This is a genomic window from Klebsiella sp. Q11 (assembly GCF_964241505.1).
Lineage (GTDB): Bacteria > Pseudomonadota > Gammaproteobacteria > Enterobacterales > Enterobacteriaceae > Klebsiella > Klebsiella michiganensis.
This window is the reverse complement of sequence record NZ_CAXSXW010000005.1, coordinates 105,963-121,106: the sequence shown is the minus strand read 5'-3', so window position 1 is coordinate 121,106 and position 15,144 is coordinate 105,963. Positions and strand designations below refer to the sequence as shown.

The following is a 15,144-nucleotide window of genomic DNA, read 5'->3' as shown; positions in this document are numbered from 1 at the left end:
ATTTTCTTTATCATTAATTTTACAGCGCATTCCGCGTCAAATACAGTGAGCTCAGGACGTCCCCCGACCGCTTTTTACCTTTAACGGAGACAAAATGAAACTCTATTACGCCCCAGATACCTGTTCGTTATCGCCGCACATTGTGCTGCGCGAACTGCAACTTGAGTTTGAACTGGTTAGAGTCAACAACAGAAGCAAGATCACCGCTGATGGTCGCGACTTCCGCGCCATTAACCCTAAAGGTTATGTCGCGGCCCTTGAGCTCGATGATGGTCAGATACTCACTGAGGGCCCGGCCATCGTGCAGTACCTCGCCGATCTAAAACCAGAACACGGCCTGGCGCCGCGTGCGGACAGCTGGGCTCGGGTGCGTCTGCAGGAATGGCTTAACTTTATCACCAGTGAAATACACGCTGGCTCGGCACCGTTGTTCAATCCCGCGCTGCCCGAAGAGGTCAGAGCGATTTTTCGTGAGAAGCTGTTCCGACAGTTCGATTTCCTTCAGGCGACTCTCAACGAAAAAACCTATCTGACTGGCCCATCCTTCAGCGTGGCTGATGCCTACCTTTTCACTGTGCTGGGCTGGTGTAAATTCTTCTCAATCTCACTGGAGCGCTGGCCTGCGCTATTGGCGTACAGGGAAACGATCAATGCCCGTCCTGCGGTACAGGCCGCATTACTGGCCGAGGCGTCGCTTTAAGGTTGGTAATCGCTGATTGCGGGACACCGCTTTTGAGTATCTGCAAAATGGAAAGTCCGCTCCTCGTCCATGGCGGATTGCGCGTCCGATGGCCGTCTGCTGCGTGCCAGGAGCGGACATTGTCTTACCAGAAGACAGCATGCAGGAAAGCGCTTCACCTATGGGGTAAAATGCCTGAATGCATACCTGTTTACCACTTTGATTGTAAGGATTTCAAAGAAAGCTTTATGGATACGTTCAAGTTAAAACCCTGGCTAAGTCGCTGGAACCTCATTCCTGATGGCACTCCATTTATAACTCATACATCACAGTTGTATCCGGTCAAAACAGCAGCACATGGTATTAAAGCCATGCTAAAAGTTACGGATGACCTTGATGAACAAGCCGGTAATGCACTAATGGCATGGTGGGAAGGGAATGGTGCGGCACAGGTGATTGCACATGAAAATGAAGCAATTCTTCTCTCAAGAGCCACAGGTTCCTCCTCTTTATCAGCAATGTCCCGTGGAGATAAGGATGACGTAGCCTGTCATATTTTGTGTATGACTGCGAACCAAATTCATTCATGCGCAAAAAGACCGTTTCCCCAGCTTACGCCTTTACATGAATGGTTTAATCCTCTAAAACCAGCAGCCTTGAAATATGGCGGTATCCTGACACGTTGCGCAGAAATTTCAGAGGAATTGCTTTCTTCTCCTCGAGATGTGGTCGTATTGCATGGCGATTTACATCACGGAAATGTGCTTGATTTTGAAACATCTGGCTGGCTTGCCATTGACCCCAAAGGGCTAATAGGTGAACGGGGATTCGACTTTGCTAATATTTTTACTAATCCGGATCTTGGTAATCCAGTACCTCCTGTTGCGGCTGTACCGGAGACATTTAAACACGTCTAAGCATCGTCACCAGAATGGCTGACCTGGACAGAGAACGCCTGCTCAAATGGATAATTGCATGGTGTGGTCTTTCAACCGCCTGGTCCCTCTCAAGTAACGATACTGTTTCAACAACAATAAAAGTTGCCGAGTTGGCGATGACTGAACTGGAACGGTGAGTGGGAAGTCGACAATGGGGGTAATGGTTTCCTGTACGTCCGTTCCTCGCTCATAGCGGACCTTTGGCCCAGTTAGCCTGTCCGCTTCATGCCAGATGCAACCCTGGAGCGTCTCTATATTGTTATACGAGCCATCTCGGTACGATCAATGCAGCCCAGGCCCTGTAATGTCGCATGGACAGCTTCATCAAGAGGGGTGTGAGGCTCGGCACCTAAAAAATTCACCAGTTTCGTATTGTCCAGGCGAACCGGCTGGCGCCACAGGTACCGCATCTCCAGAAGTTCGCGTAAGGTTGCGTTGAAAGGTGCTACCAGGTACATCAACCACCACGGAAATGATTGTATTTTGGCCATGCCGCCATAGCGTGCCGCAGTGCGTTGAATCGCGCTGACCATTTCGCTGCCGTCGGCATCCCAGTGACCTTGCATATGAAAACGTGCAAAGGGCTCAAGCTCCTCGCGTCGTGCCAGCAGCGCAGCTATCGTTTCCGCGACATCAGGTAAGTAAGCCCACTGGTGACCGGTTGCAAACGAAGCTGGATTGGTAATGACGCCAGGCAGCTTGCCGGGCTTAATCAGACCTTGAGAAAACCAGTTATTACCGGCGCGCGGACCAAAAAAATCCCCCGCGCGGACGATCAATACCCGTCCGCCACGCTGCGAATAGGCCGCCAGTTCTTTCTCCATTTGTACCCTGATAGCTCCCTTCCTGGTGACCGGCGTCTGCTGAGCGTCTTCCCGTAATAGCGGAAAAGCGTCAGGACCATAGTTGTAAACGGTCCCGGGAAGCACGATCAAGGCGCCGGTTCGTTCTGCTGCGCCAATCGTGTTGCGCAGCATAGGCAGCACCAGATGCTTCCAGTTTCTGTAGCCGGGCGGATTGACGGCGTGAACGATCGCGCTACAGTCTGCTGCCGCAGCGGCGACCTGCTCCGGGTCGAGAGCGTCGCCCCCTACCCACTGGATGTCACCACGTCGTTCACTGCCATGAAGTCCTCGTTTTAGTGCACGAACGTCCCATTTGTTCTGAATAAGCCGGCGCGCCGTTTCACCACCGATTCCGCCGGTTGCGCCAAGTATCAGGACCTTGCCTCGGGTTTCCATATTGTCTGCCTCTTTGCTGATTTGACCTTGACAGCGTACGTACAGGCAGAGCTAAATTGAATTGGATATCTTTATAGGGCAGCTATACAAATTTGTATGAATACATCTATCCCATGGGAGTGGTACCGAACATTTCTGGCTGTGCTCAGGGAAGGCTCGCTTTCCGGCGCATCACGCAGGCTTTCGATTACGCAGCCTACGGCGGGACGGCATATCGCTGCGCTCGAGTCCGCTCTGGGCCAGGTGTTGTTCACGCGGTCGCAGACGGGCTTGCTGGCGACTGAAACGGCGCTGGCGCTGAGGGTGCATGCCGAAGCGATGGAGAGCACCGCGAATACGCTAGCGCGCACAGCCTCCAACTTTAGTCATAACAGCACGTCCATTCATGGCGTCGTCCGCGTCTCCGCGAGTGACGTTATCGGCGTTGAAGTTCTGCCGCCGCTTATTGCCAGGCTCAGGGAGTCTCACCCACAAATAACGATTGAATTAGTTCTGTCGAACCGGGTTCAGGATTTACTGCACAGGGAAGCCGATATTGCTGTACGCATGACGACGCCAGTACAGGAACAGCTTATTGCGCGTCGCGTTGGCCGCATTGAACTCGGTCTCCACGCATCGACGTCCTATCTTGCACGACATGGCACGCCTGAAAATAGCAAAGATCTGCTGAAACATGCGCTGATTGGCTTTGATCAGGATACGCCTTTCATCCGTAAGGCCCTGGAAAAATTCCCTCAGCTAAGCCGGAATGCATTTTCCATGCGCACCGACAGCGACGTGGCTCAGCTGAATCTTATTCGCGCCGGGGCCGGCATTGGCATATGCCAGGTGCAGTTGGCCAATGGCTCTGTTCCACTGCGGAGGTTACTGCCGAATTTCTTTTCTTTCTATCTTGATACCTGGATCGTCATGCACGAAGACCTGCGCAATAGTCTGTGCTGCAAATTGGTTTTCGATGTCCTGGCAAAGGGATTAGAGGAATATATCGGCCAGAGACAGGCACAGTGAATCGCCATGGAAAAATGCTCCCTTTAAGGTGCCTGTATACTCCGCACGTTTTCTCCGGAGGAGTCCCCTCCTCGAACATGCCGGCTGCTCCGTTTCGATGCAGAAACCGCGATGACCATGGTTCTGCATGAGCGCAACACACGATCCTGCGCATTATCGTTATCTGTCTTTATGCTCACAGCCTTAACGCTATAGCTAAACGGGCATTGGTGGAGTTTGGTAGACAGCGTTGTGCCTGGAGCGGAAAGCAGGTCCAATTAATACAATCAGCGCAATGCTTTTGAGAAACACACGGCTTCTGTCCTACCGACATAGGGACCGTAATTTTCAATACGAATATATCCATTTTTCTCGTAGAAATTTACTGCCCGATGGTTGATGTGTCGGGTTTCCAGTCTGAGTTCGCTATAACCCATATCTTTTGCAGATGTTTCCAGAAAAGTGAGTAAAGCTCCCCCAACTCCTGGCACGCTTCGGTCTGAAAACATTCTTTTAAGCTCGGCTATATTTTGCGTTATCGGCCGAATAGCGCCGCATCCTATTGCTTCGCCATGAGTATTCTTTGCTAATACCCATAAGGCTTTGTCATCATTCATTGCTTCAACGGTAAAATTGCTTTTGCCACTATCCCCCGTAATAGCGGCAAGTTCAGCTGATAGCATTTCGATTAAGCGATGGGATTCTGAAGAAAATGGATCGGATTTCTCTACAGTTATCATGGTCGTATCCTATAAATGAGAGTAACCAGCATAAAGTATCCTGTCCCAAAAAGCATGAACCGAAACTGATGCTGGAAGAGTATCCTTTCCCAAACTATCCCGGGGATGTTATGTCTGCTATTAGCTCATAGCAGACATTCGGTACTATTTTTCCAGTCCAGTTTGTGCGAGACCTACCTCAGCAGGCAACCCCATCCCGTCGACGTCACACCATCAGCGAGCGAGACGAGAGCGTCGCTGCGGTGGCAGAAACTCCCCCTCCCCCGTCTGTTCTGTTGACTTATTCTGTAAAAAGATTACTTTTCAGGACATGAAGAAGATACTTATTATTGTCCCGGATGGCGGCATGCTGTTTGAATCCGCCGGTATTGCCGACATTCTGATGCAGGCCAACCGTCTGCACCCGGAAGGCGCCGGGGAGCTCTGCTACCAGGTCCAGCTAGCGACCACCCAGCCGCATCAGGTGATCCATGGTCAGTCCGGTTTAAATCTGCTGGCCGATCATCGCCTGCATGAGATAGACCCTCGCGAGCCGCTCGATACCATCATGATTACCGGCAGAGGTCAAAACCCGCAGGAAGGGGTTGCGGTGGTTGACTGGCTGCGCCTTGCGGCTCCCCATGCCCGCCGCATTGCTTCCATTTGCGGCGGAGCCCTGCTGCTGGCGCAAACCGGGCTGCTGGACGGCAGGCGAGCCACTACCCACTGGAAGCTACTGGATACCCTGCAGGCGGAATTTCCTCAGGTACGCGTCGAAAGCGGTCCGCTCTATATTCAGGACGAACACATATGGACCTCTGGCGGGGTCAGTTCCGGCTTCGATCTCACCCTGGCGCTGGTTGAAGAGGACTACGGCTTCAGCCTGGCGCGCGATATTGCCCAAGATTTCGTCATGTACCTGCGTCGTCCCGGCGGCCAGCTGCAGTTTAGCCGCTACAACCTTCAGCAGACCAGCACCCTGGGCCCTATTAACGATCTGCTGGCGTGGTTGCTCGCAAACCTCACCGCCGATCTCAGCGTCGATAAACTGGCGGAAAGGGTCGCCATGAGTCCAAGGAATTTCACCCGCGTATTTACCCGGGAAACCGGTGCTTCGCCGGCGCGCTACGTCGCCGAAGCCCGTCTGGCCGCCGCGCGGCAGCGTCTGGAGCAAACTAACGAGACGCTGGATCGTATCGCCGAACAAACGGGATTTGGCAGCAGCATTAACCTGCGACGGCTGTTTGAAAAACAGCTTCACCTCACACCCGGGGAATATCGTCAGCGATTTCACTGTCGCAAAATGGCGTAAAGTGATCCTTTTTTGTCATTTACGCCAAAGCCTGCCCGGCCTACTCTGACGCCAGAGACAATGGATAAGGAGTTAATCATGGTAAAGGTCGGTATTAACGGTTTTGGCCGTATTGGACGCAACGTACTGCGCGCTGCACTGGGCAATTCGGATATTCAGATTGTGGCGATCAACGATTTGACGGACAGCAAAACGCTGGCGCATCTGCTAAAATACGATTCGCTGCTCGGTAAGCTCGACGCGGACGTTACCGCCGGTGAAGGGCAGCTTGTGGTTGACGGTAAACCCATAACCGTATTCAGCGAACGCGACCCGGCCAATATCCCGTGGCATCAGCGTGAAGTCGATATCGTCATTGAAGCCACCGGATTCTTCACCGATCGCGACAAGGCGGCGGTGCATATCCACCGCGGTGGCGCAAAGCGCGTGATTATCTCCGCCCCCGGCAAAAACGATGATTTAACCATCGTGATGGGCGTTAACGATAGCCTCTACTCCCCGGATAAACACTACGTGGTCAGCAACGGTAGCTGCACCACCAACGGTCTGGCGCCTGCCGCCCAGGTTCTGCACCAGCATTTCGGTATTAAGCACGGCTTAATGAACACCACCCACGCCTACACCAACAGCCAGGCCCTGCACGATCAGCCGGAAAAAGATCTGCGCGGCGCTCGCGCCGCCGCGCTGTCGATAGTGCCTTACTCCAGCGGCGCAGCGAAGGCGCTGGGCAAAGTTATTCCTGAGCTGGATGGCCGCTTAACGGGATACTCGCTGCGCGTCCCGGTACCGGTGGTGTCTATTGTCGACCTGACCGTGACGCTGGCGCGAGAGGTGACGGCCGAAGAGGTGAACAATGCCTTTCGTGAAGCCGCCGCCGCGGGGCCGCTAAAAGGGATTCTCGGCTATAGCGATGAACCGCTCGTCTCCAGCGACTACCAGGGTGACCCGCGCTCGTCGATTATCGACGGTCTGTCAACGCTGGTGATTGGCGGCAATATGGTTAAAATTCTGGCGTGGTACGACAATGAATGGGGATTCTCTAACCGCCTCGTTGACCTGGCGCTAATGATGGCAAGGCGTGAGCGTTAATTCACTGCGGGTGTTATTGATAGTTGACATCACTCTGTCCCGGAGAGATTCCCTGGTGACGCGCAGCAGGCTCCTCTGAGCGCCTGATAAAAAGCATAAATGCCCTCGAAGGGCATTTATGCTTTAGCGGTAATGTGCGAGGGTCAGTATTTACTTAACCATTATTCCTGCGGGGCCGGAAAATAGTCAGTGCACAAATAGCGCGATTAAAATAATGATAGGAATTGGCACACCCAGAAAGAAAAGCAATATTGAACGCATAGGTTCCTCCCGTATAATGAGTATTAGACGTTATAAATCACGCTGACGGCCGCCATAGGTGGCACAGAGACTGGCAACAAAAGCGCCAATTAACAGAGAAATAAATGACCACAGAGTGACGTAGCTGGTGGTTTTTCTGGCGGCGTCTGCGGCCTGCTGCGCTTTATCTTTTGCCTCTTTCAAATTAGCCTGGGCTTTATCATAAACCGCCTGCACCCGCTGCTCGGCCTCTTGCTGACTGATGCCGGTATTCTGAGAAACCAGCTGCGCCACATAGGTCAGATCATCCTTGGGAAGCGCGCCAGAATAAATACTGTTAGCAAAAATGCCCGTCACCTCGGCTAATTGAGCGGGTGACTCCGCCTTTGGCGGCACCGGTTGATTCATGGCCATGCCATCATTGCCTGATGCGTTGCTGTTACCTGCCGGAGTGGAGCCGCTAGCCCTGAACAGCGAGCGGGTAAAATATTCCATCGATGACTTCGATAACATCGATGATCCCTCCCCCGCGTTATTCACGGCGGTTGCCGTCGCGCCCCCGGCAACGGAACCAACGACTTTTGCGCTGCCGCCGATGAGTGAACTGATGGTAGTGGTTAAAAGAACGGCTGATACCAGCAGCGCCACCGCCCATGTCAGAAAGCCATGCGCCGTATCGCGGAAATAGATTTCATTGGTATGCGTATCAACCCATTTCGTCCGAAGCCGTCCGGCCAGATATCCCCCCATTCCTGACGCCACAATTTGGGTAAACGTCAGCCAGGCGATGGCGGCAATACCTACGGTACCCGCCGCAAGGCCTTGATTTTCCCAGGGAGAGATTGAGGTGAGGCCTAATCCGGCGCCAAGCATGAGCAGCATAAGCGCCAGCGAGGCGGCAGCGGCGGCGCCTGCAAATATCGCCCTCCATGAAACCGCGCTCGCGCTGTTTACAGCAGCCGCAGGCAAGTGCCTGGCCGCTTCCTGACTGCTTATATTGGTAGAGTCGTAGATATTCGTCATTTACGTTGTCCTTTGAAATAACTCAATTAGCCCGGTGTCGTTTTACACAAACGTCCAGAGCAGGAATTTACCTGCCAGACCTAGGGCAATATCGAGCGGGATAATTATCGTCAGCAGCTATCACCCGCTGCTTAAATTTTGGGCATTCGACACAAAGCCAATTATCTAAATTAATACGAACGAGCAGTGTATGAATTTAATCAACAATTTGATTTTAGTAGATGATTTTATTTTAACCATTTTTTATCGCCAAAAATATTGCCGCACAGCTGTAACTACTTGTTAGCAATGAATTTCCAGGTGCAGGGGGTTGTGTGGCGGAAATATGTACTACGGATACAGATTGGCCAGCTCAGATAGAATTATCTTATTTTTGTAGTGGTAATTAACTGAATAGCCTTGTTTATTAAAAGTGGCGTTAGTTTTTTATTTGCATTATCTGCTATTTCATATACCCGCCGGCAACGTAAATAATCACCCGCTGCTGATGTCGCAGCAGATGAACAGATTGAGAGGGGCACGGGGAAGCGGTCACTCCCACCTCATGGCGATCGCGATGGCTCCCCCGGCATCCCTGCTTCGTGCCCGTTCCGCCCCGGACTCATTGGCCCCTTTGATTAATTAGCGGGCAGACAACGCAAAACGCTGCTCAAGTACATGCGCAATTTCATCGTCTTCCAGCCGCTGCTTTTCTACCCGATCCGCGGTAATGCTCTTGAGCGTATTGCCCAGCAGAATAAAGCGCCCCTCGGGCTGATGCTGTATAACCAGCAGCTTTTGTACAAAGACCGCGTCGGGGTGCGTGGAGTTAAGGAAATTGGCCGGAGCAAAATCAATCCATTCCTGAGGTGACAGGTCAAAACCATATTGATTGGCCCAGCTTCCCTCAACTTTTGCCTGCAGCAGATAGTCGCCGTGCGCATCGCGGCTAAGCCGGAACGTATCGAAATCCTGGATAATGTCCGTATCAAGTTCATCCAGGGCCAGCGGCGCGCGAATACCGTAGCTCCCAAAGCCAAGGTCGCAAAGCCACTGACGGCCCTCGACTTCCGCGACGACCGCCATATGGGTTTTAGGCCGGCGCGCGGGATAGAACATGGGCCGCGCCGCGACAAACCGCCAGGCAATGCCCAGCGCTTCCAGCGCCATGGTAAACAGCCCGTTGAGTTCATAACAGTAGCCGCCCCGTCTCTGCCGTAAGAGCTTGTTGGCAATATCATCGGGCTCCATCGACACGATTTTACCTGCCTGTACGTCCAGATTTTCGAAGGGGATGGCAAAGAGCTGGTGACGCATGAGCGCGTGTAGCGTTGCGGTATCCGCTGCCGCAGTCCCGCTATAGCCTATGCGGCGGAAGTAAAGTGAAAGGTCAAAACTGTCGCTGTGCATATGATTTCCCCGGCTGGTTGGTGTGGAACACACTATAGATGGCGCCCCGCTTCGCCTGTATAGTCAGATTTATCAAAAAGCAGACTATACAGATGACGATGTCCGAAATATCCCCGCCGACGCCCCGCTACCGCCGTATAGCCGATATGCTGCGGCTGACGCTTGCTTCAGGCGCTTTACGGGCTGGCGATCGCATTATCTCCGCGCGTAAACTGGCCGAACGCGAACAGGTCAGCCTCCCCACGGCCCTGGAAGCGCTGCGTTATCTTGAGGCGGAGGGCCTGATTATCGCGCGACCGCGTTCAGGCTATTTTGTCCGCCAGCCAGCCGCCTCCGGAAACGAACAGCGCGCTGCCTCTTTGCCCGGGCCGGTGCCGGTGACAATGTCCGCCATTGCCCGGTCGCTGTTCGGTAGCGCTGAAGCGCGTCTGGTGCCGCTTGGCGCCGCGCTACCCGATCCCGCCTGGCTTCCCGTGGATGCACTACAGCGGGCGCTGCACACCGCCGGTCGTCGGCTTGATGCGCGCGGGCAGAGCTACAGCCTGCCCCCGGGAAGAGCGGACCTGCGCAGAAAGATTGCCGCACGCGCTGCGCAGTGGGGCGCTCTTTTTGGCGCGGATGACCTTATCATTACGGCAGGCGCAACCCAGGCGCTACGTCTGGCGCTCCGCGCGGTATGCCAGCCGGGTGATGCTGTCGCGATTGAGCAGCCCGCCTACTTCGGCACGCTTCTGCTGCTGGAAGATCTGGGTCTGAAGGCGTTACAGATCCCCACAGACCCGATTGAAGGCTTATTGTTGGCGCCCCTTGAAGAGGCTGTCCAGCGCCACCGCCCTGCGGCCGTGCTCGCCTCACCCACGGTGCAAAATCCGCTGGGTGCCAGCATGCCCGTGGCGCGCAAACAGGCGCTGGTGGCGCTGCTAGCCGATAAGGGCATCCCGCTCATTGAGGACGATGTGTATGGCGATCTTGCCGGTGGCGCGCAGCGTCCGCCCGCGTGTAAAGCCTTCGACAGGGACGGAAATGTGATTTATTGCAGTTCGCTGTCGAAAACCCTGGCGCCGGGCTGGCGAATTGGCTGGATTGCTGCCGGACGCTATCACTCCGCGGTATTGCAGGCCCGCATGGCCGGAGAATGGGCAGGCGCGCCGCTGATTGAAGCCGCGGCAAACGAGATCCTCGCCAGCGGCGATTACGACAGGCACCTGCGGCATCTGAAGCTGCGGATTGCGGAAGGTATGCGCGCTATCATCACCCGAGTTGAAGCCTGCTTCCCACCGGGCACGCGCGTCGCGGCTCCGGAAGCCGGCTTTTTGATTTGGGTTCAACTCCCCTCCAGGATAGATGCGCTGGAGGTACATCGTCGCGCACTCGCCCTGGGCATTGGCGTCAGTCCGGGGCCGCTGTTTTCCCCGGGCGCGGCGGAACTGCAAAACTACCTGCGCCTGAACGGTGCGAATGAACCCACCCCCGCGCTTTTGCATGCCGTTGAACAGCTCGGTATCGTATGCTACGAATTGGCCAGGGAACATTGACAGCGGCTATTGCCCGGGGCCGGTCAATTGGAGATAAAACCAGGATAGGGTAACCAATCGGGACGGGCAACGTGTCGGCCGCCTCCTCGGGGTGAACCGCGCGCTTTTTTCAAGCGCGCGGACACAGGCAGTCTGAACCAGCTCTTCGACAACCAGAACCAGCCCATAGCGCCACAGGCGTGTCAGATATGCAGCAAGATGCTGACGGACGCCGCTGGTCGTAATTTTTTTATCCTCATACTCTTATTCAGGACTCAGGATGACCGTCGATCGCTGCCTGAAGATCCCGGTACTCCTCGCAGCTATGGCCGCACAGCGTGGCGATAGTTTTCAATTGCTCTTTTGCCAGGTCAGGACGGCCTTTCGCCAGCCATGCTTCACCAAGGTATTCACGTACTTTGGCATAGGTCGGATCGAGCGCGATTGAACGCTGATAGTAGCCGATGCCCTCATCGGTACGGCCCAGCTTACGCGTGGCATAGCCCCGGTAATTCCAGGCTTCCGCGGTATCGCCATTTTTCAGGGTGTTGAGCAGGTCCAGGGCCGCCTGGTACTCCCCTTTTTTGGCCAGATGATAGGCATAACGCGTTTTGTCTTCATCGCTGAGCTGGCTTGTTTTTTCAGGGACGCACTGTTTTTTCGTGCTGTCATACACCTGTCCGCTGGGGCAGTCCGGCGTTTTGCTATTGGTACTATTGTCACCTGCGGCCAAAACCGGCGTGGTCAGCAGAGCAAACACCACGGGCAGCAGCAGACGTTGATTAATGGCGGAATGTAAAAACGACAACGTGTTCATAGTGAACTCCGGGTTAACGAAAAGAACGGCAAGGCAGCATACGACGCGGTATGCTGTCCCGTAGCAGATAGTGAGGGAAAAGCGCGCAGCAAATATGACCGGCCCGCCGCTTTTTTTCAGGGGCGTTCCCCGCTCCAGCGGCTCCCGGATATGTGCGCTTGCAAACAGGAAAATGACATTGGCTGCGGTGACCCAATGCCGTGCCAGGGTAAAACTATCGCGGCACTGTTGTGTTAGCGGTTGCGTTGTTGCAGTCATAAATGATGACTCCATCAGTACGTTGATGATGAGTTAACGCCACAACCTTTTAATCTATTCGATAAAAAATACGTTTTTTCGTTTTTTATCGCCGGGCTCAGGTACGATCCTTCTTCGCGCCCTCGTATGAGTATATATCCCCGTTTATTCCTTCACATTTCTGGCGACGCAGCGAAGAGGAGTATCTTGTCGCCAAATATCAGTGATAGCCAGCGCCGGGCTGACGCTGACGGAACGGCCCGGCATGCCCCTGGCCTCTGACGCGGTAAAACGGAGGCTTAAAAACCTAACGGGAATGTCACTCAGCTAAAAAACCACCATCAATGGGATAAACGCCTCCGGTACAGAACGCTGATTTATCTGACAACAAAAACAATATGAAGTCTGCGATTTCCTGCATTTTTGCCATCCTTTTCATAGGGTGGCTATTTGCGAAACTGCGTACGATATTTTCAGGGAATTCGCTTATTCGTGGGGTTTGGACATAGCCCGGAGCGACGGCATTGATGCGAATGCCTTGACATGCAAACTCCAGCGCTGCGGTTTGGGTTAAACCAATTATACCATGCTTAGCGGCGGTGTAAGGCGCCAGCCCAGGAATGCCAACCAGACCATTTACTGCAGATAAATTAACGATAGCGCCCCCCATCTTCATCATCTGAGGTATCTCGTATTTTAGGCAGTAAAAAACGCTGCTCAATGAGGTGGCAATGACCTTATCCCAGTTTTCAACTGTCTGCTCTGTTATCTTTTTACCATGCTCACCTGTTATGCCTGCATTATTGACAGCATAATCAAGCCTGCCAAAATAGTTGATAACGTCATCTATCATTTGCCGTACTTGTTCGGGCTGTGACACATCGCATCCGATCCCCATTGCTGGTTGTCCCTGTGAAGACAATTGTTTCGCTTTTTGTTTCGCCTCCTCTGACGAGCGGGATACAATGACGACCTTCGCGCCATGTTTGTGTAACTGCTCTGCGACTGCCTCGCCTATACCTGCAGTGCTGCCGGTGATAACAGCCACTTTATTTTGAAAATTCATAATCCCCCCTATGACGTAGCATTGAGTCTTACATCTGAGGAAGTATACAAATTCGCAGTGACAGTTTTTGTCAGTACTCTTTCTCCGGGCCGATCCCCTCTTTCATTCTCCATTTATTCAATAAAACTAACCTGCTTTCACTATACCTGGAATCCAGCGGCACAATGCCTTGTATTTTGTCCGTTCTAAAATGACGGAAATCCTTTCTCATTTCACACCATGCAACCAAAAGCCAGCATGACTCCATATATACCAATGCGATGGGCCATATGACTCGAGAAGAGTTAACATTGCTCTTATCACAATACTTTATTTTGATCCTCTTTCGTTTTTTAATCGCATTACGCAAGTCTTCAAAAAACACCTCATTCTTTTCTGTGGGACCGGTCAGATAGGATTGACTCTCAATAAGATTTTTTAATTCGCCGGGAATAACGGCATGTATTTTGGCAAGCGCATTCCTTGCGTTTTTTTTGAAATCATTATCCGTATTATGAGAAACCCAATTAAGCCCAAGTATAATAGCATTGATTTCTTCATGAGAAAGATTTAAGGGCGGTAAATGAAAGTCAGACTTAACGATATAACCAATTCCAGCCCCCCCTTCAATGCACACGCCTTGCTGCTGTAGCGTTTTTATATCTCTGTAAAGGGAACGCACGCTTATTTCTAATCTTTCTGAGAGAGCGGATGCCGTGATCGGATATCTTTGCGCCCTTAATATCTGTAGTAATTCGAGAAGCCTTTCTGTTCTGGTCATGCTGATAAATCCATCTTGATCCTGAGACGATATCTTAACGCCTCTGTTGGATAAATATCTTAGTATAAAGCAAACGTACATGCTTAAGCTGAGTGGTTCCCCGTTGTTTAATACACCGCGACAGGACATAGGGTGAGTTTGGTAGGCAGTGCTTTGTGCCAGAAGCGGACATTATCGCTGGATAATATCCAGAAACCGGCTTCAAACGTTCACTATGCTACACTTTCGCCCTGAATCAGATAAACAAACGGGTAGTCACGTTGGATAACGGATCTCAAATACGATGAAAGTGATATGGGTGAGGCACGCAGAAACCGAGTGGAATCATAGAGGGATTATTCAGGGGCATCGCGACAGCTTCGTAACCCACCGCGGTATGCAAGAAACAGCGGCGTTACTGACAGCGCTGACGAAAGAGGCATATCCGATAGAATGTGTTTACAGCTCCCCGCTTGGGCGCGCCTTGCACATGGGGCTGAAGCTGTCTGAAGGTCTTGGCTGCCCGTTAAAAGTTGAAGAATCTCTTAAGGAACAGTCGTTTGGTTGCTTTGAAGGGATATCTTTTGAGCACTTCAGGCGAGACAATCCGCGTGATGCAGATGCGTTGCTCGCCCTTGATGCAGCCTATTGTCCCCCGGAGGGAGAGTCGTTAGCCCAGGCGACTCGACGCGTGATAAATTTCTTACAACACCTGCAAAATACCAATGCACATCAGATCGTCGGTGTTGTTTCTCACGGGCATGTCAGTCAGGGCGTGCTGGCGTTACTTAAAGAGGGGACTCTCGATAACTTCTCTCGCTATGCGCACCCCAATGCGAGTTACTCTGTTTTCGATTTTACGGACCGCAAATGCGCCGCGCTCAGATGGGGGATGGCTACCCATCTCATTCAACTTCAACGATAAACGCCCATTAAGACCCCGGGGGTTCTGTGCGCCCGAGCGGGTATTAAATGCTGATACCTTTTTCATCAGTGCCTCACGCCATGGCGTGAGGCATCGGCTGGCCCCGCTCTCACTCACGCTTTTTTACCTGGCGGGAAAAGCGCAGATTGCTTCAAAAAAATTACCGTATTTGGTATATTGTTGTTTATTGCTTACTCACCTCTGCGGTGCCAAAAAGAACAAGATTCAC

The 15,144-nt window shown here is 52.7% G+C and carries 13 protein-coding genes and 3 pseudogenes; 7 read left to right on the top strand and 9 right to left on the bottom strand.

The window, feature by feature from the left end:
* The first annotated feature begins 94 nt into the window (after positions 1–94).
* Together gstA and ACESQ2_RS09590 are read left to right on the top strand one after the other, a co-directional pair.
* Complete coding sequence (gene gstA / locus ACESQ2_RS09595; RefSeq protein WP_025107936.1) at positions 95–700, top strand: glutathione transferase GstA; 606 nt, start codon at positions 95–97, stop codon at positions 698–700.
* A gap of 227 nt (positions 701–927) precedes the next feature.
* Positions 928–1,754 (top strand): annotated as a pseudogene (locus tag ACESQ2_RS09590) (aminoglycoside phosphotransferase family protein).
* A 114-nt stretch (positions 1,755–1,868) separates the two neighbouring features.
* On the opposite strand, the gene ACESQ2_RS09585 reads toward ACESQ2_RS09590, so the two are convergent.
* Positions 1,869–2,858, bottom strand: a complete 990-nt coding sequence (locus ACESQ2_RS09585; RefSeq protein WP_373170329.1) for an NAD-dependent epimerase/dehydratase family protein — start codon at positions 2,856–2,858, stop codon at positions 1,869–1,871.
* Between the two features lie 96 nt (positions 2,859–2,954).
* On the opposite strand from ACESQ2_RS09585, the gene ACESQ2_RS09580 reads away from it, so the two are divergent.
* Positions 2,955–3,866 (top strand): LysR family transcriptional regulator, encoded by a 912-nt coding sequence (locus ACESQ2_RS09580; RefSeq protein WP_038423183.1) that lies wholly within the window; start codon positions 2,955–2,957, stop codon positions 3,864–3,866.
* Between the two features lie 266 nt (positions 3,867–4,132).
* Here the strand turns inward: ACESQ2_RS09580 and ACESQ2_RS09575 are convergent, their stop codons facing one another.
* Positions 4,133–4,585, bottom strand: a complete 453-nt coding sequence (locus ACESQ2_RS09575; protein ID WP_014229171.1) for a GNAT family N-acetyltransferase — start codon at positions 4,583–4,585, stop codon at positions 4,133–4,135.
* A gap of 310 nt (positions 4,586–4,895) precedes the next feature.
* On the opposite strand from ACESQ2_RS09575, the gene ACESQ2_RS09570 reads away from it, so the two are divergent.
* Both ACESQ2_RS09570 and gap read left to right on the top strand, forming a co-directional pair.
* On the top strand, positions 4,896–5,876 hold the full coding sequence (locus ACESQ2_RS09570) for a GlxA family transcriptional regulator (protein WP_046877258.1): 981 nt from the start codon (positions 4,896–4,898) through the stop codon (positions 5,874–5,876).
* Between the two features lie 78 nt (positions 5,877–5,954).
* Complete coding sequence (gene gap / locus ACESQ2_RS09565; protein WP_049078942.1) at positions 5,955–6,965, top strand: type I glyceraldehyde-3-phosphate dehydrogenase; 1,011 nt, start codon at positions 5,955–5,957, stop codon at positions 6,963–6,965.
* Between the two features lie 291 nt (positions 6,966–7,256).
* Here the strand turns inward: gap and ACESQ2_RS09560 are convergent, their stop codons facing one another.
* Both ACESQ2_RS09560 and ACESQ2_RS09555 read right to left on the bottom strand, forming a co-directional pair.
* On the bottom strand, positions 7,257–8,228 hold the full coding sequence (locus ACESQ2_RS09560) for a hypothetical protein (RefSeq protein ID WP_373170328.1): 972 nt from the start codon (positions 8,226–8,228) through the stop codon (positions 7,257–7,259).
* A 621-nt stretch (positions 8,229–8,849) separates the two neighbouring features.
* A complete protein-coding gene (locus tag ACESQ2_RS09555; RefSeq protein WP_046877256.1) occupies positions 8,850–9,617 on the bottom strand; it encodes an arylamine N-acetyltransferase in 768 nt (255 codons plus the stop codon).
* 38 nt (positions 9,618–9,655) lie between these two features.
* Here ACESQ2_RS09555 and ACESQ2_RS09550 point away from each other — a divergent pair, with 38 nt between their 5' ends.
* Positions 9,656–11,152, top strand: coding sequence for a PLP-dependent aminotransferase family protein (locus tag ACESQ2_RS09550; RefSeq protein ID WP_373170327.1), 1,497 nt, complete (start codon positions 9,656–9,658; stop codon positions 11,150–11,152).
* 69 nt (positions 11,153–11,221) lie between these two features.
* Here ACESQ2_RS09550 and ACESQ2_RS09545 read toward each other — a convergent pair.
* From ACESQ2_RS09545 to ACESQ2_RS09525, 5 genes and pseudogenes are all read right to left on the bottom strand, one after another.
* Positions 11,222–11,377 (bottom strand): annotated as a pseudogene (locus ACESQ2_RS09545) (RNA polymerase sigma factor); the annotation flags it as partial.
* 22 nt (positions 11,378–11,399) lie between these two features.
* Positions 11,400–11,948, bottom strand: coding sequence for a tetratricopeptide repeat protein (locus ACESQ2_RS09540; RefSeq protein WP_014838337.1), 549 nt, complete (start codon positions 11,946–11,948; stop codon positions 11,400–11,402).
* Positions 11,949–12,059: 111 nt separating this feature from the next.
* Positions 12,060–12,206 (bottom strand): annotated as a pseudogene (locus ACESQ2_RS09535) (cytochrome b); the annotation flags it as partial.
* Positions 12,207–12,504: 298 nt separating this feature from the next.
* Positions 12,505–13,251, bottom strand: a complete 747-nt coding sequence (locus tag ACESQ2_RS09530) for an SDR family NAD(P)-dependent oxidoreductase (RefSeq protein ID WP_025107943.1) — start codon at positions 13,249–13,251, stop codon at positions 12,505–12,507.
* A 70-nt stretch (positions 13,252–13,321) separates the two neighbouring features.
* Positions 13,322–14,011 carry a YafY family protein gene (locus tag ACESQ2_RS09525; protein ID WP_025107944.1) on the bottom strand — a complete coding sequence of 230 codons (690 nt, stop codon included), beginning with the start codon at positions 14,009–14,011 and terminating at the stop codon, positions 13,322–13,324.
* A gap of 283 nt (positions 14,012–14,294) precedes the next feature.
* On the opposite strand from ACESQ2_RS09525, the gene ACESQ2_RS09520 reads away from it, so the two are divergent.
* The gene (locus tag ACESQ2_RS09520) at positions 14,295–14,915 is read left to right on the top strand and encodes a histidine phosphatase family protein (RefSeq protein WP_046877253.1); all 621 of its coding nucleotides are present in this window, start codon (positions 14,295–14,297) and stop codon (positions 14,913–14,915) included.
* Positions 14,916–15,144 lie beyond the last annotated feature (229 nt).

What these genes read in the sequence shown, in the direction of transcription:
- gstA (WP_025107936.1), top strand. Translation starts at nt 95, where the DNA reads ATGAAACTCTATTACGCCCCAGATACCTGTTCGTTATCGCCGCACATT.
- ACESQ2_RS09585 (WP_373170329.1), bottom strand. Translation starts at nt 2,858, where the DNA reads ATGGAAACCCGAGGCAAGGTCCTGATACTTGGCGCAACCGGCGGAATC.
- ACESQ2_RS09580 (WP_038423183.1), top strand. Translation starts at nt 2,955, where the DNA reads ATGAATACATCTATCCCATGGGAGTGGTACCGAACATTTCTGGCTGTG.
- ACESQ2_RS09575 (WP_014229171.1), bottom strand. Translation starts at nt 4,585, where the DNA reads ATGATAACTGTAGAGAAATCCGATCCATTTTCTTCAGAATCCCATCGC.
- ACESQ2_RS09570 (WP_046877258.1), top strand. Translation starts at nt 4,896, where the DNA reads ATGAAGAAGATACTTATTATTGTCCCGGATGGCGGCATGCTGTTTGAA.
- gap (WP_049078942.1), top strand. Translation starts at nt 5,955, where the DNA reads ATGGTAAAGGTCGGTATTAACGGTTTTGGCCGTATTGGACGCAACGTA.
- ACESQ2_RS09560 (WP_373170328.1), bottom strand. Translation starts at nt 8,228, where the DNA reads ATGACGAATATCTACGACTCTACCAATATAAGCAGTCAGGAAGCGGCC.
- ACESQ2_RS09555 (WP_046877256.1), bottom strand. Translation starts at nt 9,617, where the DNA reads ATGCACAGCGACAGTTTTGACCTTTCACTTTACTTCCGCCGCATAGGC.
- ACESQ2_RS09550 (WP_373170327.1), top strand. Translation starts at nt 9,656, where the DNA reads ATGGCGCCCCGCTTCGCCTGTATAGTCAGATTTATCAAAAAGCAGACT.
- ACESQ2_RS09540 (WP_014838337.1), bottom strand. Translation starts at nt 11,948, where the DNA reads ATGAACACGTTGTCGTTTTTACATTCCGCCATTAATCAACGTCTGCTG.
- ACESQ2_RS09530 (WP_025107943.1), bottom strand. Translation starts at nt 13,251, where the DNA reads ATGAATTTTCAAAATAAAGTGGCTGTTATCACCGGCAGCACTGCAGGT.
- ACESQ2_RS09525 (WP_025107944.1), bottom strand. Translation starts at nt 14,011, where the DNA reads ATGACCAGAACAGAAAGGCTTCTCGAATTACTACAGATATTAAGGGCG.
- ACESQ2_RS09520 (WP_046877253.1), top strand. Translation starts at nt 14,295, where the DNA reads ATGAAAGTGATATGGGTGAGGCACGCAGAAACCGAGTGGAATCATAGA.